This is a genomic window from Paraburkholderia caledonica NBRC 102488 (assembly GCF_000685095.1).
Taxonomy (GTDB): domain Bacteria; phylum Pseudomonadota; class Gammaproteobacteria; order Burkholderiales; family Burkholderiaceae; genus Paraburkholderia; species Paraburkholderia caledonica.
This window is the reverse complement of sequence record NZ_BAYE01000017.1, coordinates 43,922-67,079: the sequence shown is the minus strand read 5'-3', so window position 1 is coordinate 67,079 and position 23,158 is coordinate 43,922. Positions and strand designations below refer to the sequence as shown.

26 protein-coding genes and 1 riboswitch are annotated in these 23,158 nt (G+C 63.5%); of the genes, 21 read left to right on the top strand and 5 right to left on the bottom strand.

The genetic code is table 11. From position 1 onward, the window contains the following. The first annotated feature begins 72 nt into the window (after positions 1-72). A complete protein-coding gene (locus BCA01S_RS26340) occupies positions 73-714 on the top strand; it encodes a flagellar basal body L-ring protein FlgH (RefSeq protein ID WP_425176918.1) in 642 nt (213 codons plus the stop codon). A 102-nt stretch (positions 715-816) separates the two neighbouring features. Here BCA01S_RS26340 and BCA01S_RS26335 read toward each other — a convergent pair whose 3' ends face one another. The 5 genes from BCA01S_RS26335 to BCA01S_RS26315 form a co-directional block, all read right to left on the bottom strand. Further along, a complete protein-coding gene (locus BCA01S_RS26335) occupies positions 817-1,560 on the bottom strand; it encodes a response regulator (RefSeq protein ID WP_027779484.1) in 744 nt (247 codons plus the stop codon). 101 nt (positions 1,561-1,661) lie between these two features. Then, positions 1,662-2,309, bottom strand: a complete 648-nt coding sequence (locus tag BCA01S_RS26330) for a hypothetical protein (RefSeq protein WP_027779483.1) — start codon at positions 2,307-2,309, stop codon at positions 1,662-1,664. Positions 2,310-2,394: 85 nt separating this feature from the next. Then, complete coding sequence (locus tag BCA01S_RS26325) at positions 2,395-2,856, bottom strand: hypothetical protein (RefSeq protein ID WP_027779482.1); 462 nt, start codon at positions 2,854-2,856, stop codon at positions 2,395-2,397. 209 nt (positions 2,857-3,065) lie between these two features. Next, positions 3,066-3,926 (bottom strand): SDR family NAD(P)-dependent oxidoreductase, encoded by an 861-nt coding sequence (locus BCA01S_RS26320; protein ID WP_027779481.1) that lies wholly within the window; start codon positions 3,924-3,926, stop codon positions 3,066-3,068. Continuing rightward, positions 3,923-5,674 (bottom strand): ABC transporter ATP-binding protein/permease, encoded by a 1,752-nt coding sequence (locus BCA01S_RS26315; protein ID WP_027779480.1) that lies wholly within the window; start codon positions 5,672-5,674, stop codon positions 3,923-3,925. Before BCA01S_RS26315 ends, BCA01S_RS26320 begins: the two co-directional genes overlap by 4 nt. 381 nt (positions 5,675-6,055) lie before the next feature. Next, positions 6,056-6,179: riboswitch (TPP riboswitch) on the top strand. A gap of 218 nt (positions 6,180-6,397) precedes the next feature. Here BCA01S_RS26315 and BCA01S_RS26305 point away from each other — a divergent pair. From BCA01S_RS26305 to hisH, 20 genes are all read left to right on the top strand, one after another. After that, positions 6,398-7,528, top strand: a complete 1,131-nt coding sequence (locus BCA01S_RS26305; RefSeq protein ID WP_027779478.1) for an FAD-dependent oxidoreductase — start codon at positions 6,398-6,400, stop codon at positions 7,526-7,528. Positions 7,529-7,599: 71 nt separating this feature from the next. Then, on the top strand, positions 7,600-7,797 hold the full coding sequence (gene thiS, locus BCA01S_RS26300) for a sulfur carrier protein ThiS (protein ID WP_006052269.1): 198 nt from the start codon (positions 7,600-7,602) through the stop codon (positions 7,795-7,797). A 35-nt stretch (positions 7,798-7,832) separates the two neighbouring features. Further along, complete coding sequence (locus tag BCA01S_RS26295; protein WP_027779477.1) at positions 7,833-8,648, top strand: thiazole synthase; 816 nt, start codon at positions 7,833-7,835, stop codon at positions 8,646-8,648. Beyond that, on the top strand, positions 8,645-9,757 hold the full coding sequence (gene thiE, locus BCA01S_RS37365; RefSeq protein WP_084166934.1) for a thiamine phosphate synthase: 1,113 nt from the start codon (positions 8,645-8,647) through the stop codon (positions 9,755-9,757). The genes BCA01S_RS26295 and thiE overlap by 4 nt, the downstream gene beginning before the upstream one ends. A gap of 93 nt (positions 9,758-9,850) precedes the next feature. Further along, positions 9,851-10,672: an ABC transporter ATP-binding protein gene (locus tag BCA01S_RS26285; RefSeq protein WP_027779475.1), complete on the top strand. Its 822-nt coding sequence runs from the start codon at positions 9,851-9,853 to the stop codon at positions 10,670-10,672. 8 nt (positions 10,673-10,680) lie between these two features. Next, positions 10,681-11,448, top strand: a complete 768-nt coding sequence (gene mlaE / locus BCA01S_RS26280; RefSeq protein ID WP_027779474.1) for a lipid asymmetry maintenance ABC transporter permease subunit MlaE — start codon at positions 10,681-10,683, stop codon at positions 11,446-11,448. Between the two features lie 88 nt (positions 11,449-11,536). Continuing rightward, on the top strand, positions 11,537-12,067 hold the full coding sequence (gene mlaD / locus BCA01S_RS26275; RefSeq protein ID WP_027779473.1) for an outer membrane lipid asymmetry maintenance protein MlaD: 531 nt from the start codon (positions 11,537-11,539) through the stop codon (positions 12,065-12,067). Positions 12,068-12,078: 11 nt separating this feature from the next. Further along, entirely contained in the window at positions 12,079-13,134 is a 1,056-nt protein-coding gene (locus BCA01S_RS26270) for an MlaA family lipoprotein (RefSeq protein ID WP_027779472.1), read from the top strand. Positions 13,135-13,248: 114 nt separating this feature from the next. Continuing rightward, positions 13,249-13,881 (top strand): MlaC/ttg2D family ABC transporter substrate-binding protein, encoded by a 633-nt coding sequence (locus tag BCA01S_RS26265; protein ID WP_027779471.1) that lies wholly within the window; start codon positions 13,249-13,251, stop codon positions 13,879-13,881. After that, positions 13,878-14,171: an STAS domain-containing protein gene (locus BCA01S_RS26260; RefSeq protein WP_027779470.1), complete on the top strand. Its 294-nt coding sequence runs from the start codon at positions 13,878-13,880 to the stop codon at positions 14,169-14,171. The genes BCA01S_RS26265 and BCA01S_RS26260 overlap by 4 nt, the downstream gene beginning before the upstream one ends. Positions 14,172-14,366: 195 nt before the next feature. Continuing rightward, positions 14,367-15,299, top strand: coding sequence for an ABC transporter ATP-binding protein (locus tag BCA01S_RS26255; protein WP_020070639.1), 933 nt, complete (start codon positions 14,367-14,369; stop codon positions 15,297-15,299). Further along, a complete protein-coding gene (locus BCA01S_RS26250) occupies positions 15,296-16,060 on the top strand; it encodes an ABC transporter permease (protein ID WP_027779469.1) in 765 nt (254 codons plus the stop codon). The genes BCA01S_RS26255 and BCA01S_RS26250 overlap by 4 nt, the downstream gene beginning before the upstream one ends. A gap of 14 nt (positions 16,061-16,074) precedes the next feature. Further along, positions 16,075-16,314 (top strand): BolA family protein, encoded by a 240-nt coding sequence (locus tag BCA01S_RS26245; RefSeq protein ID WP_006052280.1) that lies wholly within the window; start codon positions 16,075-16,077, stop codon positions 16,312-16,314. A 111-nt stretch (positions 16,315-16,425) separates the two neighbouring features. Beyond that, positions 16,426-17,688: a UDP-N-acetylglucosamine 1-carboxyvinyltransferase gene (murA, locus tag BCA01S_RS26240; RefSeq protein WP_027779468.1), complete on the top strand. Its 1,263-nt coding sequence runs from the start codon at positions 16,426-16,428 to the stop codon at positions 17,686-17,688. Continuing rightward, positions 17,685-18,383: an ATP phosphoribosyltransferase gene (gene hisG / locus BCA01S_RS26235; protein WP_027779467.1), complete on the top strand. Its 699-nt coding sequence runs from the start codon at positions 17,685-17,687 to the stop codon at positions 18,381-18,383. The genes murA and hisG overlap by 4 nt, the downstream gene beginning before the upstream one ends. A 61-nt stretch (positions 18,384-18,444) precedes the next feature. Then, the gene (hisD, locus tag BCA01S_RS26230) at positions 18,445-19,767 is read left to right on the top strand and encodes a histidinol dehydrogenase (protein WP_020070643.1); all 1,323 of its coding nucleotides are present in this window, start codon (positions 18,445-18,447) and stop codon (positions 19,765-19,767) included. A 327-nt stretch (positions 19,768-20,094) separates the two neighbouring features. Continuing rightward, positions 20,095-21,165 carry a histidinol-phosphate transaminase gene (hisC, locus tag BCA01S_RS26225; RefSeq protein ID WP_027779466.1) on the top strand — a complete coding sequence of 357 codons (1,071 nt, stop codon included), beginning with the start codon at positions 20,095-20,097 and terminating at the stop codon, positions 21,163-21,165. A 77-nt stretch (positions 21,166-21,242) separates the two neighbouring features. Beyond that, positions 21,243-21,830: an imidazoleglycerol-phosphate dehydratase HisB gene (hisB, locus tag BCA01S_RS26220; RefSeq protein ID WP_015003873.1), complete on the top strand. Its 588-nt coding sequence runs from the start codon at positions 21,243-21,245 to the stop codon at positions 21,828-21,830. A gap of 51 nt (positions 21,831-21,881) precedes the next feature. After that, positions 21,882-22,502, top strand: coding sequence for a MarC family protein (locus BCA01S_RS26215; protein ID WP_020070646.1), 621 nt, complete (start codon positions 21,882-21,884; stop codon positions 22,500-22,502). After that, positions 22,499-23,140, top strand: a complete 642-nt coding sequence (hisH, locus tag BCA01S_RS26210) for an imidazole glycerol phosphate synthase subunit HisH (RefSeq protein ID WP_027779465.1) — start codon at positions 22,499-22,501, stop codon at positions 23,138-23,140. The genes BCA01S_RS26215 and hisH overlap by 4 nt, the downstream gene beginning before the upstream one ends. Positions 23,141-23,158 lie beyond the last annotated feature (18 nt).

Genomic DNA, 23,158 nt, shown 5'->3' with positions numbered 1-23,158 from the left:
CCAAACCACTCGAAGATGAGGCCGATCAGGCCAAGGAGTAAAACAATGCCTAAGCTTCGTTTTTCCGCGGCGATGTGCGCGGTGGTGGGTCTATCGGCTTGCGCCGGCGGACAAAAGTCGATCGTCGAAACGCCGATGGCTCCGCCGCTCGTGTCCGCGCCGCTTAACGTCAACACGCAGGGCGCCATCTACCAGGCTGGCACGCTGATGGTGCTGTACGAGACGCCGCGCGCGCAGCACATTGGCGACGTGCTCACGATTCGACTGTCGGAGTCATATAGCGGCAACAATAGTTCGACGGCAGGGGCAAGCCGGGCAAGCAGCATCACTGCGGATGCCGCCGATCATTCGACCGGAGCCGCCGCGCGGCTCGCAAGGCTCTTCAACGTTGGCTCAGCAAGCACCGAGTTCAAAGGGCAGGGCAGCCTGACCGACGCGAGCGGCATGACCGGCACGCTCGCCGTCACGGTGATCGGCACGATGCCCACGGGCAACCTGGTCGTGTCCGGTGAAAAAATCATTTCGATGAGCGGCAACCGTGACCGCCTGCGTCTGTCGGGCGTCATCAATCCTAAGGATATCGAAGCAGGTAACTACGTGGCTTCGAGCAAGGTCGCAAATGCACGCATCGAACAGGCGGGCGTGGGGATGCTCTCCGATGCGACGACCATGGGTTGGCTGCAGCGAATCTTTCTTAGCGTGCTGACTTTTTGAAGCGGGCGCGACGCAATGCGGCGCGCTGTGTTTGCGCCGCCTCTCTGTTATGTCCGCGCCGTGCTTGAGTCTGATCTCGTGTCGCTGATGCGCTTGCCACGCTTACTGTGAAAGCGCAGTTGAGCCACGCTCAGCCGCGCCGATCTCACCGTCCGGGACGAACACGTAGCCGCGCCCCCACACCGTTTGCACATAGCGCGGCTCTGACGGATCGACTTCGATCAGACGGCGCAAACGCCAGATCGACACATCTAGACTGCGATTGCGATGCGCCTCGCTATTGCCGTGCAGTTTTTCGAGCAACTGCGCGCGCGTGAGGACTGTCATCGCGTGCGTGACGAACACTTTCAGCATCGCGAATTCGCTCGAACGCAGCGTGATGCGCTCGCCGTCGAGGCGCAGTTCGCGCGCCGGGAAGTTGACTTCGAAGCGGCCGAAGCGATACGGCGCGCGCTGTTCCGGTGCGCTCGGAGCAACCGAGCCGCGACGCCGCAGCACCGTGCGAATGCGCGCCACCAGTTCACTCGGTTCGAACGGCTTGCCGAGGTAATCGTCCGCGCCGAGTTCGAGACCGATCACGCGGTCGATCGGATCCGCGCGAGCGGTGAGAAGGATCACGGGAATATCGTCGCCCGCGACGCGCAACGCGCGCAGCGCGCTGATGCCGTCGAGCTCGGGCATCATGATGTCGAGCACGATCAGCGCCGGGCGCTCGTCCTGAAGCTTGCGCTGCAGTGCCATGCCATGCTCGAGCGTAGCGACCTTGAAGCCGCGCCCTTCCAGATACTGGCTGACGAGCTCACGTACGACGGGGTCGTCGTCGACGACCAGAATGGTTTGGTTCATTCAGATCATCTTAGTGATCGGCGCGAGCGCAGCAAAGCGGTTGATGCTTTCCAAACCTTTCCTGAGTAAGACCCAAACATTGAGCGAGCAATGAGCGCGCTTCAATTGACCTGCGAGGTCTGAATTGTTTGCAGCGTCTGGCGGCTAAAGTCGGTCTGATCGACGACCATCTTGTCGATGAGGCCATTAAGCTTGGTCGACGCCGAAGAGAAACGGTCGGTGTTCAGGCCGCCCGTCTGATAGCGCGCGGTGACAAGGACGCGGCCGCTCTGCACGAGCGTCAGGTCGATGATCGACAGGTACTGGATCGACTCGTCGCTGAACGAACGGCGGCCATAGTCGATCGCGGCGTTGTAGACGAGGCGCGCCTCGCAGCCGGCGGGCGAAGTACCGGGATTGTAGACATCCGAACGAATGCCGCGCCGGTCCAGCGCGAGTTGCAGCGCCGGCACGAAGTCGCCCACCGACACCGTCTGATTCACTTCAATGCAGACATGTCGCACATCGGCGGGACGGCCGTTCACGAAGGTCGGTGACGAATAGTTGGCGGCAATCGCATAGCCGGCCTGAATCACGGAGCCGGTGGCGTCGGCTGCCTGGATCAGCGTCCATGCGCAGCCGTTCAGTCCCACCGTCAGCGTGGTACAGGCGACGAGCCTTGCGCTCGGCCGCCGCAACCTGATCCAGGCCGCACGAGGGGCTCGCGTGAAGGCGTTAGCGTTAGCGCGTGTGCCAGGCAGGATGGTCATGAAGCAGAGCCAGGTGGCGATGAGGACAGGCAACACAGATCGACCGTCTGCGCGAGACGCAGGAAGACGCGCATCGTCCCGACGCCTAGCGCGTGACGCGCAGACGCAATTCGTTCTGCCCTTGCACGCTCGCTGTCACGTTGACGCGTCGCTCCGCGGTCGTGACGACGAAGTGCTGGCGTGTCGGCGTATTGACGTCGTGCACGACGTTCGGAAAGCAGGCGGCGATGTCCGCGCCGATTTCTTCGAGCGGATCGTTGACCACTCCGTCGGCCTGCCAATGCGCGCGCCAGTGGCAGTCGTACGCGTGCGCGTTGGAGCGGCAATCTTCCGTACTTGCGACGCCCGGCAATTGTGCGGCCGGTTGCGTATGCAACTGCTTGAAGTCGGACGCCTCGACGATGTGCTTGAGCGCAGGGCACACGTCAGCCGGCTCGTTGGGCGAAGTGGTTTGTGCTGCTTGTGCGGCGCTCGCGAGCAGCATGGCCGTGCCGAGAGCAAGCGCGAGGCGGTGAGTGAAATGAGGAGAGCGGCGGTCGAGTGACATGAGCGAAGAGTCCGTTAGCAGTGAATGACTGCGGGCCGCGGGGACGGCTCGCACGACTATCGTCGCTGTTGTCGGCTCTTTTCAAAGGGCGGAAAAGCTCGCCCGCTTCGCAAATGCTTTCGAACTGTTCTCTCGTGTTTCCGGATCTTGCCGTTTGTGCGGCCCGCGCGATGATCGCGTCGCTCGCGTCGGTGGCTCAACTCGGTAGTTCAACCCAGGGTCAAACCGCCGTCGACGTGAATCACCTGGCCGGTGATGTGACGCGCTCCGTCGGAAAGCAGAAAGGCAATCAGCGCCGCGACGTCGGCGGGCTCGGCGATGTGGCCAAGCGGCGTCGCCTCGGCCGCGTGCGTCCACACCGCGGCGTTATCGGGGCTCGGCCCGCGATCCTTGCGCGTATAGCCTGGGGCCACGCAATTCACGGTCACGCCATGCGGCGCGAGTTCGGCGGCCGCCGTTTTCGCGAGCGATTCCAGCGCGGCCTTGGCCGCCGCTGTGGCGGCGAATGGCGCGTCGGCGCGATAACGGTGCGCGACAAATGAACTGAGCGCGACCACGCGTCCGCGCTTCGACGTTTCGAGTGCCGGCGTGGCGCGTTTCAGAAGCGCTGCAAACGCGGCGGGCATCGCTGCGAAGGCCGCGCCCAGCGTGTCGGGGTCGAGTGCCTGCAACGTTTGGCGCTGCGCGTGGCCTGCGTTGGCGACCAGTTGATCGAGCGCGCCAAAGGTGGCGAGCGTTTGATGAACCACATGTTCGACTGCGCCTCGCTCGGCGAGGTCGCCGAAGACGGTGGCGCAGGCCGCGCCATTCGCGCTGCACTCGGCGGCAACTTGCGCGAGACGCTGACGCGATTCGTGATCGGCGCCGCGTGCATGCAACATCAGCGCAATGCGTGGAGTGTCGATCGCTGGCGGGGCCGTCGACGCCGCACTCATCTCCGGCGCGATTATCCGCAGGGCGGCGAGCCGCCGGGCCAGCGCGGCCCCGATGCCCGACCCCGCGCCGGTGATCAATACGACGCGCTCGAAAACCGCGTTGCTGCCGCTCGTCGCACCGCTGCCGGAATTCATGCGGCGACCGCTTCGCTGGAACGCTCGACTTCGAGCGTCTCGTCATGGAACGCAGCAAGCGATTCGCGGTGCGCGACGCTGACAATCGCCGCCTTCGGCAGGCGCTCGGTGAAGAGGCGATAGAGCCTCGCTTCGTTTTCGGCGTCGAGCGCGCTCGTCGCTTCGTCGAGGAACAGGTAGTCTGGCTTGTGCAGCAGCACGCGTGCCGCGGCAAGGCGCTGTTGCTCGCCCGGCGACAACATGCGCGTCCAGTGCCCCGATTCCTGCAAACGGTCCGCGTACTGCGACAGATGGCAGGTGACGAGCGCCTCGCGGCATTCTTCGTCGGTATAAGTGTCGGCTGCCGACGGATAGGTGAGCGCAGCCTTCAGTGTGCCGATCGGCATGTAGCTGACCTGCGGGATGAACATCATGCGAGCGTTGACCGGCGCGTCTATCGAGCCGTCGCCAAATGGCCAGAGGCCGGCGAGCGCGCGCATCAGCGTGCTCTTGCCCGAGCCGGATGGCCCGCGCACGAGCCACCGTGAGCCGGGTTCGATCGCGATATCGCGGATGCGCGACAGCGGAGTGCCGTTGGGCAGCGCGAGCTTGAGGCCGTCGGTGGTGAGCGCGTCGGCGTCGACGAAATGGAGATTGATGCCGCCGTGTGCGGTGGCCGGCGACACCGATTCCTTCAGACGCGGCGCATGCACGACCCGCTTGAATTCGCGCAACCGGTTCACGGTTGCGCGCCACTCGACGAGCGTCGAGTAACTGTTGATGAACCACGAGAACGAATCGCTGACGGTGCCGAACGCGCTCGAAATCTGCATCAGTACGCCGAACGTGAAGGCGCCCGCGAAATAACGCGGCGCGGCCACGACGAGCGGAAAAATAATTGCGATCTGGCCATAGAAGCTGAGCACGAAGGTCAATCGCTTCGTGTACTTCATGACCTGCCACCAGTTGTCGCGAATCCGGCCGAACAGCGAATGCGCGTTTTTCTTCTCCGTGTCCATGCCGTTGTAGAACGCGATCTGCTCCGCGTTTTCGCGCAGACGGATCAGGCCGAAACGGAAATCCGCCTCGACTTTCTGTGCCTGATAGTTAATCGGCACGAGCGGGTGGCCGACCTTCTGGATCACGAGCGATCCGACCACCGCATAAAGCGCGGCCGCCCACACCATATAGCCGGGGATCTGCAGCGGTACGCCGCCGAGCGTGATGGTCAGCGCACCGGCGAGCGACCACAGGATCGTGATGAACGACACCAGCGTGACGACCGTGGACAGCAGATCGAGCGTGAGCGACAGCGTGGTGGTGGCGAACGACTGAAGGTCGTCGCTGATCCGCTGGTCGGGGTTGTCGGCGAGGCGGTCGCGCTCGATCCGGTAGAACGCGCTGTCGTGTAGCCACTCGTTCAGATAGCGCGTGGTGAGCCACTGACGCCAGCGGAACCCAAGCATCTGCCGCATATAACGCCCGTAGACCGCGAGAATGATGTAGCCGAACGCGAGACCCGAAAACACCATCAGCAGATGCGGGAAGTCGCGCACATTCTTGGTTTGCAGCGCGTTGTAGAAGTCGGCGCTCCAGCGGTTGAGCCGGACGTTGATCCACACGACCAGCAGATTCATCACGATGATCGCGAGAAGCAACGCCCACGCCGTCTTACGTTCTTCCGACACCCAGTAGGGCTTGATCAGGCTCCAGGCGGAGACTTTCTCGTCGGGCGGCAGCGCGGGGCTGGCGGATGTATTCGTTGTCATGAGCGTCCTGAGGAGTGCTGTTCCATTCGGGCCGACCCACGCAGGCCGGCCCATTGCGAATATTTGTGCGTGTGCGGGTGGCGACACCCGGCAAGCACCACCGGTGCGATTGCCGATTCTGGCGCGAAGCCCTTAAGCGAAAATTAATGATCGGCGCGAGTTTTCCGGCGATCGCGCTGCGGGTGTTTCGCCTGCGTCGCCGCGACTTTGCGCCGCCAGGCCCCGCGTCATGCCGCATTCGCCGCGCCATCTCTGCTGGCATTGTGCCAGAGCGCCGCGCCGCCGATATGGGTGACGCCCAAGGCGGTGCCGGATCGAGGCGCGTGCGATGCCGCGCGCCGCTCGTTTGCGAGCGCCGCGCCTTTTATGGTCTAATGACCTTCGACGAAACAGGGGTGCTTCGCACTTGAGCGGCGTGATTTTCACGCTGCGGCAGCGAGGCTGAGAGAGACCCTTTGCACCCGATCCGGGTAATACCGGCGCGGGAAGTTTCCGGAAGCAACCAGTCTTCCATTCCCCGCCGGGCGGCGTTCTTCATTGGAGCACGCTATTGCCTGGCCGGCCTTGCCCGCCGGTTTCGTCCTGGGTACGCGCTTCTTTTTGGCCGTACGGAAAGGACTCGATGACCGCCTATTCTTCAGTTATGTTTCTTGCTCCTTGTCACGTCGCCGGCGGCGTGCACTGCGTTGCCATTGCGCGTTGCGTTGGATCGGAGTGCGCACGATGATCCACTCCGCACAACCCGATTTCGCGGTGCTCGGCGGCGGCCTGTGCGGGCGTCTCGTCGCGTGGCGGCTTGCCGGGCAAGGGCATCGCGTTGCGCTTTATGAGCGCGGCGACGCAGCCGGTTCGCAAGCCGCCGCGTGGGTCGCCGCGGCGATGCTGGCGCCGCTTGCCGAAGCCGCGAGTGCCGAACTTCTGATCACGCGATTGGGCGCGACCTCGCTCGATACCTGGCCGAAAGTGCTGGCCGAACTGCCCGAACCGGTGTTCTTTCAGCGCAATGGCACGCTCGTCGTCTGGCATCACGCGGATCGCACCGAGGCCCCGTTGTTCGAACGACGCGTGCGCTCGAACGCGCCGGCCGAATTGCTGGACGGCGGCTTCGTCACGCTGGCCGGCGCCCAGCTCGGTGCAGCCGAGCCGGCGCTGGCGGGACGCTTCAGTCAGGGGTGGCTCCTGCCGCGCGAGGGCCAGCTGGATAACCGCCAGGTGCTTCGCGCGCTTGCTGCGGGGCTTGCACAACGCGGCGTTCAGACTCACTGGAATACGCCTGTTAGCGACAGCGCGCTGCCGCCCGCGCGCGTCACGATCGACTGCCGCGGCCTCGGCGCCAAACCCGCGCTGCCGACACTGCGCGGCATTCGCGGTGAGGTTGCACGCGTGCATGCGCCAGGCATCGACCTGACGCGCCCGGTGCGGCTGCTGCATCCGCGCTATCCGCTCTACATCGCACCGAAGCAGGACAATCTCTACGTGATCGGCGCAACCGAGGTGGAAGGCGAGGACATGTCGCCCGTCAGCGTGCGTTCCGCGCTGGAGCTTCTAAGCGCTGCGTTTTCTGTGCATCCGGGCTTTGGCGAGGCGCGCATTCTGGAGCTCAATTCGCAGTGCCGCCCGACCTTGCCCGATCATCGGCCGGCATTGCTGTGGGACGGCGCGCAGACGCTACGGGTGAACGGCCTTTACCGGCACGGCTACATGATCGTGCCCGAAGTCGCCGACGAAGCCGTGCGCTTCGCGGCGGCGCTGCTGGACGGGCGCATCGGCAACGCCGACGCGTTCGCGGACTGGCAGCGCGGCGCGCGCTGGAGCGAGCTTTTCCAGCACGATTGTGCGCGGGAGCCGGCATGAGCGCCGAACCGTGCCGCAGTGCCGTTAGCACGCTTGTGCTTTAGCCAACGACTGAACCGTATTCGAACATCATGGACATTCACATCAACCAGAAGCCGCTGTCGTTGCCCGAAGGCGCGACTGTCGCCGATGCGCTCGCTGCTTACGGCGCGCGGCCTCCGTTTGCCGTCGCGCTAAACGGCGACTTCGTCGCACGCACGCAGCACGCGGCGCGCGCGCTGCAACCGGGCGACAAGCTCGATGTCGTGCAACCCGTGGCCGGCGGCTAAAGCCATCACGCATTGCAGGAGACCAGGACATGCAAATGACTACCCCACAGGCCGCCGACGCGCTCACGCTGTACGGCCAACCCTTCGCGAGCCGCGTGCTGCTTGGCACGTCGCGTTATCCGTCGCTGCAATCGCTGTCGGATTCCATCGACGCCGCCCGACCCGGCATGGTGACGGTCGCGCTGCGCCGGCAGATGAACGAAGGCGGCGCGGAAGCCGGCTTCTTCGATCTGCTCAAGCGCCATGGCGTGCCGCTATTGCCCAATACGGCAGGGTGCCTGACCGTCGGCGAGGCCGTGGCGACCGCGCACATGGCGCGTGAAATTTTCGAAACCGAGTGGATCAAGCTCGAACTGATCGGCGACGATTACACCTTGCAACCCGATCCGGTCGGTCTGATCGAAGCAGCCGCGAAGCTCGTCAAAGACGGCTTCAAGGTGCTGCCGTATTGCACCGAAGACCTCGTGATCGGCCGCCGTCTGCTGGATGCCGGTTGCGAAGCGCTGATGCCGTGGGGCGCGCCGATCGGCACCGGCAAGGGTGTCATCAATCCGTACGGCTTGCGCGTGCTGCGCGAGCGGCTGCCGGACGTGCCGCTCATTGTCGACGCCGGACTTGGCGTGCCGTCGCATGCGGCGCAGGTGATGGAATGGGGCTTCGACGGGGTGCTGCTGAACACGGCCGTGTCGCAGGCCACGCATCCGGACGCGATGGCGCGCGCTTTCGCGCTGGGCGTCGAAGCGGGACGTCAGGCGTTTCTCGCGGGACCGATGGCCGAGCGCGAGAGCGCGCACGCGAGCACGCCGGTGGTCGGCATGCCGTTCTGGCATCAGGACGGGAGCGCTGCATGACGCAAACATTGGCTTTGAAAGACCGCGACCTGTTCTGGCCGCCCGCCGACGAACTCACCGAGGCGACTGAGCGCATCCGCGCGCGTCTCGGCGACTGGCCGCCTACTCACGCGCCGTGGCGTATCTGTCTGACCGCGCCGGACGAGCCGAACGGCGGCGATCTGATCGTGCTCACCGATGCCGCGCGGCACGGCGAGCAGATGGCGCACTGGCTGGTAAAGGGCGCGGCGGTGGTCGAAGCCGCCGAGAACAAGGCCACGCTGCACCTGGGCGGCGAGAAATATCGCCTCGAAGGGCATCTCGCGGAAGACTGGATTCCCGCACTGGCCGCATTTCTAGATTGCGGTTTCGATCCGCACGACGCGTTGGTGCTGGCGCTTGCGTGGCGCGACGGCGACGAAACCCGGACCAACGCCGCGGGTGACGCTTTCCCCTGCGATCTGGCCACTTTCCCTCGCCTCGCCGATTTGCCGCAAGCGCCGGCCCAGGCCTTTCCGCGCTGCCCGGAGCGGCTCGGGCTCTATCCGGTTCTGCCGAGCGCGGAGTGGGTCGAAAGGGTGGTCGGCTTCGGCGTGAAAACGGTGCAGCTACGCCGGAAGTCCGCCCATCCCGCCGACGAACTTCAGCGCGAAATTGCCCGCTGCGTTGCTGCGGGGCGCCAGCACGACGCGCAGGTTTTCATCAACGACCACTGGCAGGCCGCGCTCGATGCGGGCGCTTACGGCGTGCATCTCGGCCAGGAAGACGTGCATACCGCGGATCTGTCGGCGCTCGCCGCGGCGGGCGTACGGCTTGGACTCTCGACGCACGGTTTCTACGAAATTCTGAAGGCGCTGCATTTTCGTCCTAGTTACATCGCGTTGGGCGCAGTGTTTCCGACCACGACCAAGGTGATGCCTACCGCGCCGCAGGGCCTCAAGCGCCTCGCTCGCTATGTCCGGCTGCTGGACGGCGTCGTGCCGCTGGTCGCAATCGGTGGAATCGACCTGCAGGTCTTGCCCGAGGTGCTCGCGACCGGCGTGGGGTGCGCCGCAGTGGTCCGCGCAGTGACAGAAGCCGCCGATCCCGCTGCCGCAGTTTCCGCACTGCAGCAAGGGTTTACGCGATAATCCCGATGATTCGTTAAGAGACAGGGTACCTCACGGCAACTTTTGCATGATGGCCCTATAATTCGGCCTTCCGTGTAAAAGGACTGTCAGTCAGTGTCTTCCCCCTCCGAGACCTTACTCGAGCTGCGCAATGTCGACTTCGGTTACGGCGACCGGCTCGTCCTGTCGAACCTGAACCTGCGCTTCAAGCGCGGTCAGGTCGTCGCGGTCATGGGCGGCTCGGGTTGCGGCAAGACCACGGTGCTGCGGCTGATCGGCGGTCTGGTGCGCGCCCAGCGCGGCGAGATTCTGTTCGACGGCCAGAATGTCGGCGCACAGACGCGCGAGGGCCTGTACGCGTTGCGCCGCAAGATGGGTATGTTGTTCCAGTTCGGCGCGCTGTTTACCGACATGTCGGTGTTCGAGAACGTCGCGTTTGCGCTGCGTGAGCACACCGAGCTTCCCGAGGAATTAATTCGCGACCTCGTGCTGATGAAGCTCAACGCGGTCGGCCTGCGTGGCGCGCGCGATCTGCTACCCTCCGAGATTTCGGGCGGCATGGCACGGCGGGTAGCGCTCGCGCGCGCCATCGCCCTCGACCCCGAACTGATGATGTACGACGAGCCGTTCGCCGGCCTCGATCCCATCTCGCTCGGCATCACGGCGAACCTCATCCGGGCGCTCAATCAGGCGCTCGGCGCGACGTCTATTCTGGTCACGCACGACGTGCCGGAATCGTTCTCGATCGCCGATTACGTTTATTTTCTGGCCAACGGCGGCGTCCACGCCGAGGGCACACCCGCACAACTGCGGGCGTCCACGGACCCAACGGTGCGGCAGTTTATCGACGGCGCGCCAGACGGCCCGTTCAAATTTCATTATCCGAGCAAGACGCCGCTGGCGGCGGATTTCGGCGTCGGCGGAGGTCAGTCATGATCGGTTCACTGATCAGCTCGGTCGGCCGCTCGGTGCTCGACGGGCTCGGCACGGCCGGCTATGCGACGCGCTTTTTCCTGCGCCTCGTGCTCGAGTTTTTCCCGCTGCTGCGCCGCCCGCGTCTTGTCACGAAGCAGATCCACTTCGTAGGTAATTATTCGCTGGTGATCATCGCGGTGTCGGGGCTGTTCGTCGGCTTCGTGCTCGGCCTGCAGGGTTATTACACGTTGAATCGCTACGGCTCGGAGCAGGCGCTTGGGCTGCTGGTTGCGCTATCGCTCGTGCGCGAACTCGGGCCGGTAGTCACGGCGTTGTTGTTCGCCGGTCGCGCGGGCACCTCGCTCACTGCTGAAATCGGCCTGATGAAGGCCGGTGAGCAATTGACCGCGATGGAAATGATGGCGGTCGATCCAGTCAAGGTCGTGGTCGCGCCGCGCCTGTGGGCCGGCATCATCGCCATGCCGATTCTCGCCGCGATTTTCAGCGCGGTAGGCGTTGCGGGCGGCTATGTGGTCGGCGTGCTGCTGATCGGTGTGGACGCCGGTGCGTTCTGGTCGCAAATGCAAGGCGGCGTGGATGTCTGGCGCGACGTGGGCGCGGGTGTCGTCAAGAGCGTGGTGTTCGGTCTCGCGGTGACGTTCGTGGCGCTCTTTCAGGGCTATGAAGCCAAGCCGACGCCGGAAGGCGTGTCGCGTGCCACGACGAAAACCGTTGTGTACGCGTCGCTTGCGGTGCTCGGCCTCGATTTTCTGCTGACCGCGCTGATGTTCAGCTAAGACTGCGCTGCATGTTTTCCGCTGCGGCGCGTCAGTGGGCGCGCGCGGCGGAGTAACGGCGGCGCGGCAGATTCACTTTGGGATGACGATGAAAAAGACTGCTCTCGACTTCTGGGTCGGCCTGTTCGTGGTGCTGGGTTTTGTGGCGTTGCTGTTCCTCGCGCTCAAGGCCGGCAACATGAGCTCGCTGTCGTTCCAGGCGACCTACCCGGTTAAGCTGAAGTTCGACAATATCGGCGGATTGAAGGCGCGCGCGCCCGTGAAGAGCGCGGGCGTGACGGTTGGCCGCGTCGGCTCGATCGGTTTTGACAGCAATGCCTATCAGGCGGTCGTCACTATCGATATCGACAAGCAATACCAGTTTCCAAAAGACACGTCGGCAAAGATCCTGACCTCGGGCCTTCTCGGCGAGCAATACATTGGCCTGGAGCCAGGCGGCGACTCCGAGATGCTCAAAGCCGGCGACACGATCTCGATGACGCAATCGGCAATCGTGCTCGAAAACCTGATCGGACAGTTCCTCTATAGCAAAGCGGCTGATTCGGGCGCGTCGAAGCCCGGCGCGGGATCTGCGGCCCCTGCGGCGGCTTTGCCTGCTTCCGGCTCCGCCGGTCAATAAGGAGAACAATAATGCAGACCTCACACGCTGGGAGCGCTGGCGCCTTCCGGGTGGCCAAACTGGCCGTCGCCGCTGCGCTGCTCGCCGGCTGTACCACGGTGCAGACGCCCACCAAGGGCGATCCGCTCGAAGGCTTGAACCGCACAATCTTCACGGTCAACGACAAGCTGGACCAGTACGCGCTGAAGCCAGTCGCCAAGGGTTACGTGTTTATCACGCCGCAGCCGATTCGCGACAGCGTGACTAACTTCTTCTCGAACATCGGCGACGTCTACATCGCGGCGAACAACCTGCTGCAGCTGAAGATCACCGACGGCGTGCAGGACATCATGCGGATCGTGATCAACACGGTCTTCGGTGTCGGCGGTCTTTTCGACGTAGCGACGCTTGCCAAGCTGCCGAAGCACGACAACGACCTCGGCCTGACTCTCGGCCACTATGGCGTGCCGGCAGGTCCGTACCTGGTGCTGCCGCTGTTCGGCCCGAGCACGGTGCGCGACGCGGTCGGTTCCATCGGCAACTACTATGTGAACCCGCTCAGTTATGTGGATCCGGCGGGTTTGAGCTGGGCGCTGTACGGCCTCAACATTGTCAATACGCGCGCGAATCTGCTTAACGCGAGCGATGTGCTGGAAGGCGCCGCGCTCGACAAGTATTCGTTCGTGCGTAACGCGTATTTGCAGCGTCGTCAGTATCTGTTGTCGGACGGCAAGCAGTCGCAGGCGTTGCCGAACTATGGCGACGAAGCGCCGCTGCCGAACTACGAGGACGTCGACGGCACGGCCGCCGGAGCGCCGGCAGGCGCGGTGACGGGAACGGCGGGCGCGGCTGGAACGAACAGTGCTGCCGCAAAGGCGTCGGCCGCGTCAGGTGCGAGCGCCGCGACACCGCCGCAAGCCGCTTCTGGAACCGGAACGGCTAACAACGCCGCCGCGCCCGAGTCGGCTTCGGGCAGTTCGGAAACGCCGCCGCTCGATCTGAACGGCGGCCCGGAAACCACGCAGATCCCGGCGGGCCAGCTTGTGCCGCCCACGCGGTTCAACTTTCCGTCATTCAAATTGCGCTGACAGCGTGGCCGTAACAGATCGATACGACTCTCGCAGTTTGCGCGTGGATTGCCGCTGAACTCGCGTGTTAATGTCGGTTCAAACGGTTGCACTATTTTTTACGCAAGGCTCGATATGAAAAAATTTTTCCTGATTCCGTTGTTTGCTGCGCTGTTCTCGTTCACGAGTTTGGGCGCATCCGCGCAGACCGTCGACAGTAGCGCGCCAGACGTACTGATCAAAACGGTCACGCAGCAGGTCATCGACGCCGTGCGCGCCGACAAGTCGATCCAGCAGGGCGACATCTCGCACATCACGCAGCTCGTCAACCAGAAGATCCTGCCGTACACGGATTTCCGCCGCACCACGCAGCTGGCAATGGGCCGCAACTGGCGCACGGCGACGCCTGCGCAGCAGAACCAGGTCGTCGAGCAATTCAAGATGCTGCTCATTCGCACGTATTCGGGCGCGCTTGCTCAGGTGCGCGACCAGCAGATCCAGTACAAGCCGTTCCGCATGAATCCTGACGACACCGACACGGTCGTTCGCTCCGTCGTGATGAACAACGGCTCGCCGATCCAGCTCGACTATCGTCTTTACAAGACGCCGCAAGGCTGGCGTGTCTATGACATCAACGTGCTCGGCGCGTGGCTGATTCAGGCGTATCAGCAGCAGTTCAACGAGCAGATCCAGCAGAAGGGCGTGGACGGGCTGATCCAGTTCCTCACGCAGCGCAACCAGCAACTCGCCGCGGGCAAGCAGTCGTGAGCGAAGTGCTGAGCCCCGTCGCAAATCGTTTTGCGAGCGGCACGACGCTGACCCACGCGAGCGCGAATGCCGCGCTTGCGGCGGGTCTCGATCGGATTGCCGCGGGTGCGGGTGCCGTCGATTGCGCGCCGCTTACGCAGTTCGATTCGTCGGCGCTCGCCGTGCTCCTCGCATGGCAGCGAGCCGCTCAGGCTCGCGGCGCCCCCTTCCAGATCCTCAATCTGCCGGCTGGCCTTGCCAGTCTTGCGCAAGCCTACGGCGTCGATACGCTGCTGTCGGCGCGACATTGACGCTCTCCTGAAGCGTTCGTCGCGCCGCTCCGCGCTCCCCGCTACTGAGATAGGGCCGCTGCTTTTTGCCCTATAATCAAGCGTTTTTTGGGGCGCGGTTCGGACCGCCTAACCGGCCCCAATTCCGTTTTTTTCCCGCATTTGTGCGCCCGCCCAGGGCTCCTTTAAGCGCCGCGTCGCACGTGGCGCACTGTCATGTCAGCCATAGAAATTCGTAACGTCAAAAAGCGCTACAAAGACTTGCAGGCGCTCAAGGGCGTCAGCCTCTCGGTGGAAGAAGGCGAGTTCTTCGGGCTCCTCGGTCCGAACGGCGCGGGCAAGACGACGCTAATCAGCATTCTCGCTGGCCTCGCGCGCGCCGACGAAGGCAACATCGCCGTGCGCGGCCACGACGTGGTCGGCGACTTCCGTGCGGCTCGCCGCGCGCTCGGCGTGGTACCGCAGGAACTTGTGTTCGATCCGTTCTTCACCGTGCGCGAAACGTTGCGTATCCAGTCCGGCTATTACGGGCTGCGCAACAACGACGCGTGGATCGACGAGATCATGGCCAATCTCGATCTCACCGACAAAGCCGACGCCAACATGCGCGCACTGTCGGGCGGCATGAAGCGCCGCGTGCTCGTCGCGCAGGCGCTGGTGCACCGCCCGCCGGTAATCGTGCTCGACGAACCGACTGCCGGCGTCGACGTCGAGTTGCGCCAGACGCTGTGGAAATTCATCTCGCGCCTGAATCGCGAAGGCCACACCATCGTGCTCACCACGCACTATCTGGAAGAGGCCGAATCGCTATGCGACCGCATCGCGATGCTGCGTCGCGGCGAAGTGGTAGCGCTCGATCGCACGAGCACCTTGCTGCAACGCTTCGCCGGCATGCAGTTGTTCGTGCGCTTCGCGCAAGGCGTGCTGCCGGCCGAACTGCGGCCGCTCGAAGCCGAGGGCGGCGCGGGCAACGGCAACGGCCGTCAGCACTTGCTGCGTCTCACGAGCTATGACGAGGTCGAGAAAATCCTCGCGCAATGCCGTGCGGCGGGTTGCACATTCGAAGAAATCGAGGTCCGCAAAGCCGACCTCGAAGACGTTTTCGTTCAGGTGATGAACGGTCCGGAAGTGATCGAGGGGCTCGCATGAGCGGCTATAGCGGTTTCGGCACGCTGTTCTACAAGGAAATTCTGCGCTTCTGGAAGGTGTCGTTCCAGACGGTGTTGGCGCCCGTCATTACCGCGCTGCTGTATCTGACCATTTTTGGCCACGCATTGCGCGACCATGTACAGGTCTATCCGGGCGTCGAATACACGAGCTTCCTGATTCCAGGCCTCGTGATGATGAGCGTGTTGCAAAACGCGTTTGCGAACAGTTCGTCGTCGCTGATCCAGTCGAAAATCACCGGTAATCTGGTGTTCGTGCTGTTGCCGCCTCTGTCGCATTACGAGATGTTCGGTGCCTACGTTCTCGCGGCGGTCGCACGTGGGCTCGCGGTCGGTTTCGGCGTGTTCATCGTGACGATCTGGTTCGTGCCGATCAGTTTCGTGGCGCCGCTCTATATCATTCTATTCGCCATTTTCGGCGCTGCGATTCTCGGCACGCTGGGCCTGATCGCCGGTATCTGGGCCGAAAAGTTCGACCAGCTCGCCGCGTTCCAGAACTTTCTGATCATGCCGCTCACGTTTCTCTCGGGCGTGTTCTACTCCACACATACGCTGCCGCCGGTATGGCGCGAGGTGTCGCGGCTCAATCCTTTTTTCTACATGATCGACGGCTTTCGTTACGGTTTCTTCGGGATGTCGGATATCAATCCGCTCGTGAGCCTCGCGATTGTCGCCGGTTTCTTCGTGGTGCTGGCCGTGGTGGCGATGCGCATGCTCGCGTCCGGCTACAAGCTGCGCCACTGACTGGAGCTTTTCTCATGTTGCCGACTCCCGAACAGGTCAAGCAATACATCGCCGCTGGGCTCGCCTGCCAGCATCTCGAAGTCGAAGGCGACGGTCAGCATTTCTTTGCGACCATCGTTTCCCCGAGCTTCGAGGGCAAGCGGCTGATCCAGCGTCATCAACTCGTGTATGCGGCACTCGGTGACCGCATGCGCGAAGAAATCCACGCGCTCAGCATGAAAACGCTGACGCCCGCCGAATGGCAGAACGCGTAATCTGGAAATTTAGTGCGAATTACTCAGGAAGGACGCGACGCCGGCAGCGGCGCGTCGAACACATTCAAAGCAGTCCCGGCTGAAGTCCGGGTCGATCAGGAACAGACAGGCATGGACAAACTCGTCATTGAAGGTGGCTACCCGCTGTCGGGTGAGGTCGTTGTCTCGGGCGCGAAGAACGCGGCGTTGCCGATCCTGTGCGCCAGTCTGCTGAGCGCGGAGCCGGTGGAACTGGATAACGTGCCGGATTTGCAGGACGTGCGCACGATGCTCAAGTTGCTCGGCCAGATGGGCGTGCGCATTGAAAGCGGCGATGGACGCGTGTCGCTCGACGCATCGAAGGTGGATAACCTCGTCGCGCCGTATGAGATGGTGAAGACCATGCGCGCATCGATCCTGGTGCTGGGCCCGCTGGTCGCGCGTTTCGGCCACGCGCGCGTGTCGCTGCCCGGCGGTTGCGCGATCGGCGCGCGCCCGGTGGATCAGCACATCAAGGGCCTGCAGGCCATGGGCGCTGAGATCACCATCGAGCACGGCTTCATCGAAGCGCGCGCGGAGCGCCTGAAGGGCGCGCGCATCATCACCGACATGATCACGGTGACCGGAACCGAAAACCTGCTGATGGCAGCGGTGCTTGCGGAAGGCGAGACGATCATCGAAAACGCGGCGCGCGAACCCGAAGTCGGCGACCTTGCGCATCTGCTCGTGCAGATGGGCGCGAAGATCGAGGGCATCGGCACTGACCGCCTCGTCATTCAGGGCGTAGACAAGCTGCATGGTGCAAAGCACACGGTCATTCCGGACCGGATCGAAGCCGGCACGTTCTTATGCGCGGTGGCCGCGGCGGGCGGCGACGTCACCTTGCGCAATGTGCGTCCTCAGATTCTGGAAGCGGTGACCGACAAATTGCGCGAAGCCGGCGTGACGATCGAGGAAGGCGACGACTGGATGCGCGTGCGCATGGACAAGCGTCCGAATGCCGTGTCGTTCCGCACGTCCGAGTACCCGGCGTTTCCGACCGACATGCAGGCGCAGTTCATGGCGCTGAATACGGTGGCGGACGGCAAGGCGCAGGTTGTCGAAACGATCTTCGAAAATCGCTTCATGCACGTGCAGGAGTTGAACCGCCTCGGCGCCAACATCACAACGGACGGCAAGACCGCGCTCGTGACCGGCGTCGACAAGCTCTCCGGCGCCAAGGTGATGGCAACGGACCTGCGCGCGTCGGCCAGTCTCGTAATCGCTGCTTTGCGTGCGGAAGGCGAGACGCTGATCGACCGCATTTATCACCTTGACCGCGGCTATGACCGCATGGAAACCAAGCTAAACGCGATTGGCGCGAAGGTCCGCCGCATCGCCGGGAGCCAGGCATGAGTTCCATGCCGCAAACGTCGAGCTCGCCGGCGGTCAGCGCGCCGCTTACGCTTGCTTTGTCGAAGGGGCGTATCTTTGAGGAAACGCTGCCGCTACTGGCTGCAGCCGGCATCAAAGTAGCCGAAGATCCGGAGACCTCGCGCAAGCTGATTTTGCCGACTACCGACGCCAATCTGCGCGTGATCATCGTGCGCGCGACCGATGTGCCGACCTACGTGGAATACGGCGCGGCCGATTTCGGCGTGGCGGGCAAAGACGTGTTGCTCGAACACGGCGGCAGCGGGCTGTATCAGCCGGTGGATCTGGACATCGCGCGCTGCCGCATGTCGGTCGCGGTCGCCGCGGGTTTCGATTATGCGAACGCGGTGCGCCAGGGCGCCCGCTTGCGCGTGGCGACCAAGTACGTCGAAACCGCACGTGAGCATTTTGCCGCCAAGGGTGTTCACGTCGACCTGATCAAGTTGTACGGTTCCATGGAACTGGCGCCGCTCGTCGGACTCGCGGACGCGATCGTCGATCTGGTCAGTTCGGGCAACACGTTGCGCGCCAACAATCTCGTGGAGGTCGAGGAGATCATGCAGATTTCGTCGCGCCTCGTTGTGAACCAGGCGGCGCTGAAGCTCAAGCGCGCCGCATTGCGGCCGATTCTCGACGCGTTCGAACGCGCGACGAAAGCCGGTCTTGCCGCGGCCTGACAGGCGGGTCGAGCCAGTTTGACTTCGCTCTAAAGCGCGCCTTACCGAAACGGATACCCGTATGTCTATCAAGATTCGCAAACTCGATTCCACTGCTCGCGACTTCCAGAAGTCACTGCATGCGGTGCTCGCGTTCGAGGCGAGCGAAGACGAAGCAATCGAGCGCTCGGTTGCGCAGATTCTCAGCGACGTCAAGGCGCGCGGCGACGCGGCGGTGCTCGAATACACGAACCGCTTCGACCGCCTGAGCGCGAACAGCGTTGCCGCGTTAGAGCTGCCGATGTCGGAACTCGAAGCGGCGCTCGAAGGTCTCGAGCCGAAGCGGCGCGCGGCGCTCGAAGCGGCGGCGGCGCGCGTGCGCGGCTATCACGAGAAGCAGAAGATCGAGTGTGGCAGCCATAGCTGGCAATACACGGAAGCGGACGGCACCGTGCTCGGCCAGAAGGTTACGCCGCTCGATCGCGCGGGTATCTACGTGCCGGGCGGCAAGGCAGCGTATCCGTCGTCGGTGCTGATGAATGCGATCCCGGCGCGCGTGGCCGGCGTGCGCGAGATCGTCATGGTGGTGCCCACGCCGGACGGCGTGAAGAACCCGCTCGTGCTGGCGGCGGCCTTGCTCGGCGGCGTGGATCGAGTATTCACGATTGGCGGCGCGCAGGCCGTCGGCGCGCTCGCGTACGGCACGCAAACGGTGCCGGCTGTCGACAAGATTTGCGGGCCAGGCAATGCGTATGTGGCGTCGGCCAAGCGGCGCGTGTTCGGCACAGTCGGCATCGACATGATTGCGGGGCCGTCGGAAATCCTTGTGCTGTGCGACGGTACGACCGACCCGCGTTGGGTCGCGATGGACCTGTTCTCGCAAGCCGAGCACGACGAGCTCGCGCAGTCCATCCTGCTGTGCCCGGACGACGCGTTCATCGGCCGCGTGAACGACGCGATCAACGAACTCTTGCCCACCATGCCGCGCCGGGACGTGATCCAGGCGTCGCTGGAAGGGCGCGGCGCGCTCATCAAGGTGCGCGACATGGCGGAGGCCTGCGCGATCGCCAACGACATCGCGCCGGAACACCTCGAAATTTCGGCGTTGGAGCCGCATCAGTGGGGGCAGTTGATCCGCCACGCAGGCGCAATTTTCCTCGGTCGCTATACGAGCGAGAGTCTCGGCGACTACTGCGCGGGGCCGAACCACGTCTTGCCCACGTCTCGCACCGCACGGTTCTCGTCGCCGTTGGGCGTCTACGATTTCTTCAAGCGGTCGAGCGTGATCGAAGTGAGCGCGGAAGGCGCGCAGACGCTTGGCGAGATCGCCGCGGAGCTGGCTTACGGCGAGGGCTTACAGGCACACGCGCGCAGCGCCGAGTACCGGATGCGGCATAGCGGCTGAGCGCGGCTGGAGCGGCAAGGCGGCTACGCGAATCAGGTGACCGGCTGATCACAGCGAAGGATCACAGCGAAGGCGATCGGAGCGGGCCACGTGGCTCAAGCCGGGCGCCCCGAACCGCGCACAAGGCGGGAACGGTACGCAGCCAATGCAACGATGCCGCACCGTTCGCCGCTCACCGCGCAACTCCCGCGCAACTCCTGTTGACGAATTCGTATCCAATAACGACAACACAGACCAACCGACGCGGCGAGCCGCTGCGAAACAAGGCGCCTCCGACGCGTTTCATGCGCCAGACGCATGCGACGCGCGCGGCCAGCCAACTGACCTATGACGACACCTCAAGACATCATCCGGCGCGACGTGCTCGCGATGACGAGCTATCCCGTTGCAGACGCTACCGGCTACATCAAGCTCGACGCAATGGAAAACCCGTTTCCGCTACCGCCGGTGCTGGCCGCGCATCTTGGCGAGCATCTGGCGGGCGTCGCGCTCAACCGTTATCCGGCGCCGCGCCCCGAAGCGCTGATAGAGAAAATCAAGCGCGTAATGGGCGTGCCGGCCGGCTGCGACGTGCTGCTCGGCAATGGCTCCGACGAGATCATCAGTATGGTGTCGATCGCGTGCGCGAAGCCGGGCGCCAAGGTGCTGGCACCGGTGCCGGGCTTCGTCATGTATCAGATGTCGGCGAAGCTGGCGAATCTCGAGTTCATCGGTGTGCCGCTGAACGCCGATTTCACGCTCGACACGCAAGCCATGCTCACGGCAATCGCCGAACACGAGCCGGCGGTTGTCTATCTCGCCTACCCGAACAACCCCACCGGCACGTTATTCGACGATGCCGACATGGAGCACATTATTGCGGCGGCCACGAAAAGTCTCGTGGTGATCGACGAAGCGTACCAGCCGTTCGCGCAGCGAAGCTGGCTGCCGCGCGCCGACGCGTTCGACAACGTCGTCGTGATGCGCACGGTGTCGAAGCTGGGCCTGGCCGGCATCCGTCTCGGTTATCTGGTCGGCAAGCCGGCCTGGCTGACCGAACTTGACAAGGTGCGCCCGCCCTACAACACCAACGTATTGACCCAGGCGGCGGCGGACTTCCTGCTGGATCACGTCGACGTGCTCGACTCGCAAGCCGCGCAATTACGCGAGGAGCGCACGAAACTCGCGCAGGCCGTGGCTGAATTGCCGGGCGCCGAAGTGTTCCCGAGCGCCGGCAACTTTCTGCTGGTGCGCGTGCCCGACGCTTCGATTCTGTTCGAAACCCTGCTCGCCGCGCGGGTTTTGATCAAAAACGTGAGTAAAATGCATGCACTGCTCGCTAATTGTGTGCGTTTGACCGTCGGTTCTCCCGAAGAAAACGCCCAATTGCTCGCTGCGCTGAAACTCGTGCTGCACTGAGCGAGCGGCGGCAAGCAGCGGCTCGCCGCTCCCACCCCACACTACTATCGCTTCACAGCTAGATTCGAGGAATTACCATGCGCCTTGCGGAAGTCGTTCGCAATACCAGCGAAACGCAGATCCGTGTCAAGATCAATCTGGACGGCACCGGTCAGCAAAAACTGGCCACCGGCGTGCCGTTTCTGGACCACATGCTCGACCAGATCGCGCGGCATGGCCTGTTCGATCTCGACATCGAAGCGCATGGCGACCTGCACATCGACGACCACCATACTGTCGAAGACACCGGCATCACGCTCGGTCAGGCCGTGGCAAAAGCAATCGGCGACCGCAAGGGCATTCGCCGTTATGGCCACTCGTATGTGCCGCTCGACGAAGCGCTTTCGCGTGTTGTAATCGACTTTTCCGGCCGTCCGGGACTCGAATTTCATGTGCCGTTCACGCGCGCACGCATCGGTACGTTCGACGTCGATCTGTCGATCGAATTTTTCCGCGGCTTCGTGAACCACGCGGGCGTCACGCTCCATATCGACAACCTGCGCGGCCTGAACGCTCACCATCAACTGGAAACGGTGTTCAAGGCTTTCGGTCGTGCGCTGCGCATGGCTGTCGAGCTTGACGAACGCGCGGCGGGACAGATTCCGTCGACCAAGGGCAGCCTTTAAGCGACGCATTTACCAGGACCGGGATCGCGCAATGCTCGCGCCCGGTGTTCAATGGATATTCTGAAGTCGTTTATTTCGCTGCTCGCGCTGATCAATCCGATCGGCGCCATTCCGTTTTTCATGAGCCTGACGGCGAATCAGAGCGACGTCGAGCGGCGCAGAACCATTCGGATCGCGGCGATTTCGGTGTTCTGCGTGATTGCGATAACCACGATGCTCGGGCAGCAGATCATCAGCTTCTTCGGCATTTCGGTCGGTTCGCTCGAAGTGGGCGGCGGGATCATCATGCTGCTGATGGCGATCAACATGCTGAACGCGCAGATCGGCAATAGCCGTTCGACGCCCGAAGAACGCCACGAGGCAGAGCAGAAGGACAACATCGCGGTCGTGCCGCTGGCGATTCCGCTGTTGACCGGCCCGGGCGCGATCAGCACCACGATCATCTATGCAGCCGGCTCGCCGCACTGGTACGACCGGATCAGCCTGATCGTGATCGGCGCGGTTCTGGCGGCGATCTGCTTTTTTTCGCTGCGTCTTGCCGAGCCGATTGCCCGCTGGGTTGGTCGCACGGGTATCAACATCGGCACGCGGCTCATGGGTTTGATGTTATCGGCGCTGGCGGTGGAATTCATCGTCGATGGATTGAAGGCTTTGCTGCCTAACTTGAAATGAAAACTTCGATAGCGATTGTGGATTACGGAATGGGCAACCTGCGCTCGGTGGCGCAGGCATTGCGCAAAGCCGCGCCGGAAGCGGACGTGGCGATCGTCGACAAGCCCGAAGCGATTCGCGCGGCCGATCGCGTGGTGTTGCCGGGCCAGGGTGCGATGCCTGATTGCATGCGCAGTCTCGCGCAGTCCGGCTTGCAGGAAGCGGTCGTGGAAGCGTCGCGGGTGAAGCCGTTGATGGGCGTCTGCGTCGGCGAACAGATGCTGTTCGACTGGAGTGCGGAGGGCGACACGCCAGGCCTCGGACTGTTGCCGGGCAAAGTGCTGCGTTTCGATCTGGAAGGCCAGGTGCAGGACGACGGCTCGCGCTTCAAGGTGCCGCAAATGGGCTGGAACCGCGTGCGTCAGGCGCTGCCGCATCCGCTGTGGGACGGCGTGGCGGACAACGCATTCTTTTACTTCGTGCACAGCTACTACGTGGTGCCGGAAAATGCCGCGCATACGTCCGGCGAAACCGTGTACGGCGTGCCCTTTACCTCGGCGGTGGCGCGGGATAACATCTTTGCGACCCAATTTCACCCGGAAAAGAGCGCCGACGCGGGGCTGCGCGTGTATCGCAACTTCGTGCACTGGAACCCGTGAGCGCCTTTGTCCGTTCCG

What these genes read in the sequence shown, in the direction of transcription:
- BCA01S_RS26340 (WP_425176918.1), top strand. Translation starts at nt 73, where the DNA reads ATGTGCGCGGTGGTGGGTCTATCGGCTTGCGCCGGCGGACAAAAGTCG.
- BCA01S_RS26335 (WP_027779484.1), bottom strand. Translation starts at nt 1,560, where the DNA reads ATGAACCAAACCATTCTGGTCGTCGACGACGACCCCGTCGTACGTGAG.
- BCA01S_RS26330 (WP_027779483.1), bottom strand. Translation starts at nt 2,309, where the DNA reads ATGACCATCCTGCCTGGCACACGCGCTAACGCTAACGCCTTCACGCGA.
- BCA01S_RS26325 (WP_027779482.1), bottom strand. Translation starts at nt 2,856, where the DNA reads ATGTCACTCGACCGCCGCTCTCCTCATTTCACTCACCGCCTCGCGCTT.
- BCA01S_RS26320 (WP_027779481.1), bottom strand. Translation starts at nt 3,926, where the DNA reads ATGAATTCCGGCAGCGGTGCGACGAGCGGCAGCAACGCGGTTTTCGAG.
- BCA01S_RS26315 (WP_027779480.1), bottom strand. Translation starts at nt 5,674, where the DNA reads ATGACAACGAATACATCCGCCAGCCCCGCGCTGCCGCCCGACGAGAAA.
- BCA01S_RS26305 (WP_027779478.1), top strand. Translation starts at nt 6,398, where the DNA reads ATGATCCACTCCGCACAACCCGATTTCGCGGTGCTCGGCGGCGGCCTG.
- thiS (WP_006052269.1), top strand. Translation starts at nt 7,600, where the DNA reads ATGGACATTCACATCAACCAGAAGCCGCTGTCGTTGCCCGAAGGCGCG.
- BCA01S_RS26295 (WP_027779477.1), top strand. Translation starts at nt 7,833, where the DNA reads ATGACTACCCCACAGGCCGCCGACGCGCTCACGCTGTACGGCCAACCC.
- thiE (WP_084166934.1), top strand. Translation starts at nt 8,645, where the DNA reads ATGACGCAAACATTGGCTTTGAAAGACCGCGACCTGTTCTGGCCGCCC.
- mlaD (WP_027779473.1), top strand. Translation starts at nt 11,537, where the DNA reads ATGAAAAAGACTGCTCTCGACTTCTGGGTCGGCCTGTTCGTGGTGCTG.
- BCA01S_RS26270 (WP_027779472.1), top strand. Translation starts at nt 12,079, where the DNA reads ATGCAGACCTCACACGCTGGGAGCGCTGGCGCCTTCCGGGTGGCCAAA.
- BCA01S_RS26265 (WP_027779471.1), top strand. Translation starts at nt 13,249, where the DNA reads ATGAAAAAATTTTTCCTGATTCCGTTGTTTGCTGCGCTGTTCTCGTTC.
- BCA01S_RS26255 (WP_020070639.1), top strand. Translation starts at nt 14,367, where the DNA reads ATGTCAGCCATAGAAATTCGTAACGTCAAAAAGCGCTACAAAGACTTG.
- BCA01S_RS26250 (WP_027779469.1), top strand. Translation starts at nt 15,296, where the DNA reads ATGAGCGGCTATAGCGGTTTCGGCACGCTGTTCTACAAGGAAATTCTG.
- BCA01S_RS26245 (WP_006052280.1), top strand. Translation starts at nt 16,075, where the DNA reads ATGTTGCCGACTCCCGAACAGGTCAAGCAATACATCGCCGCTGGGCTC.
- murA (WP_027779468.1), top strand. Translation starts at nt 16,426, where the DNA reads ATGGACAAACTCGTCATTGAAGGTGGCTACCCGCTGTCGGGTGAGGTC.
- hisG (WP_027779467.1), top strand. Translation starts at nt 17,685, where the DNA reads ATGAGTTCCATGCCGCAAACGTCGAGCTCGCCGGCGGTCAGCGCGCCG.
- hisD (WP_020070643.1), top strand. Translation starts at nt 18,445, where the DNA reads ATGTCTATCAAGATTCGCAAACTCGATTCCACTGCTCGCGACTTCCAG.
- hisC (WP_027779466.1), top strand. Translation starts at nt 20,095, where the DNA reads ATGACGACACCTCAAGACATCATCCGGCGCGACGTGCTCGCGATGACG.
- hisB (WP_015003873.1), top strand. Translation starts at nt 21,243, where the DNA reads ATGCGCCTTGCGGAAGTCGTTCGCAATACCAGCGAAACGCAGATCCGT.
- BCA01S_RS26215 (WP_020070646.1), top strand. Translation starts at nt 21,882, where the DNA reads ATGGATATTCTGAAGTCGTTTATTTCGCTGCTCGCGCTGATCAATCCG.
- hisH (WP_027779465.1), top strand. Translation starts at nt 22,499, where the DNA reads ATGAAAACTTCGATAGCGATTGTGGATTACGGAATGGGCAACCTGCGC.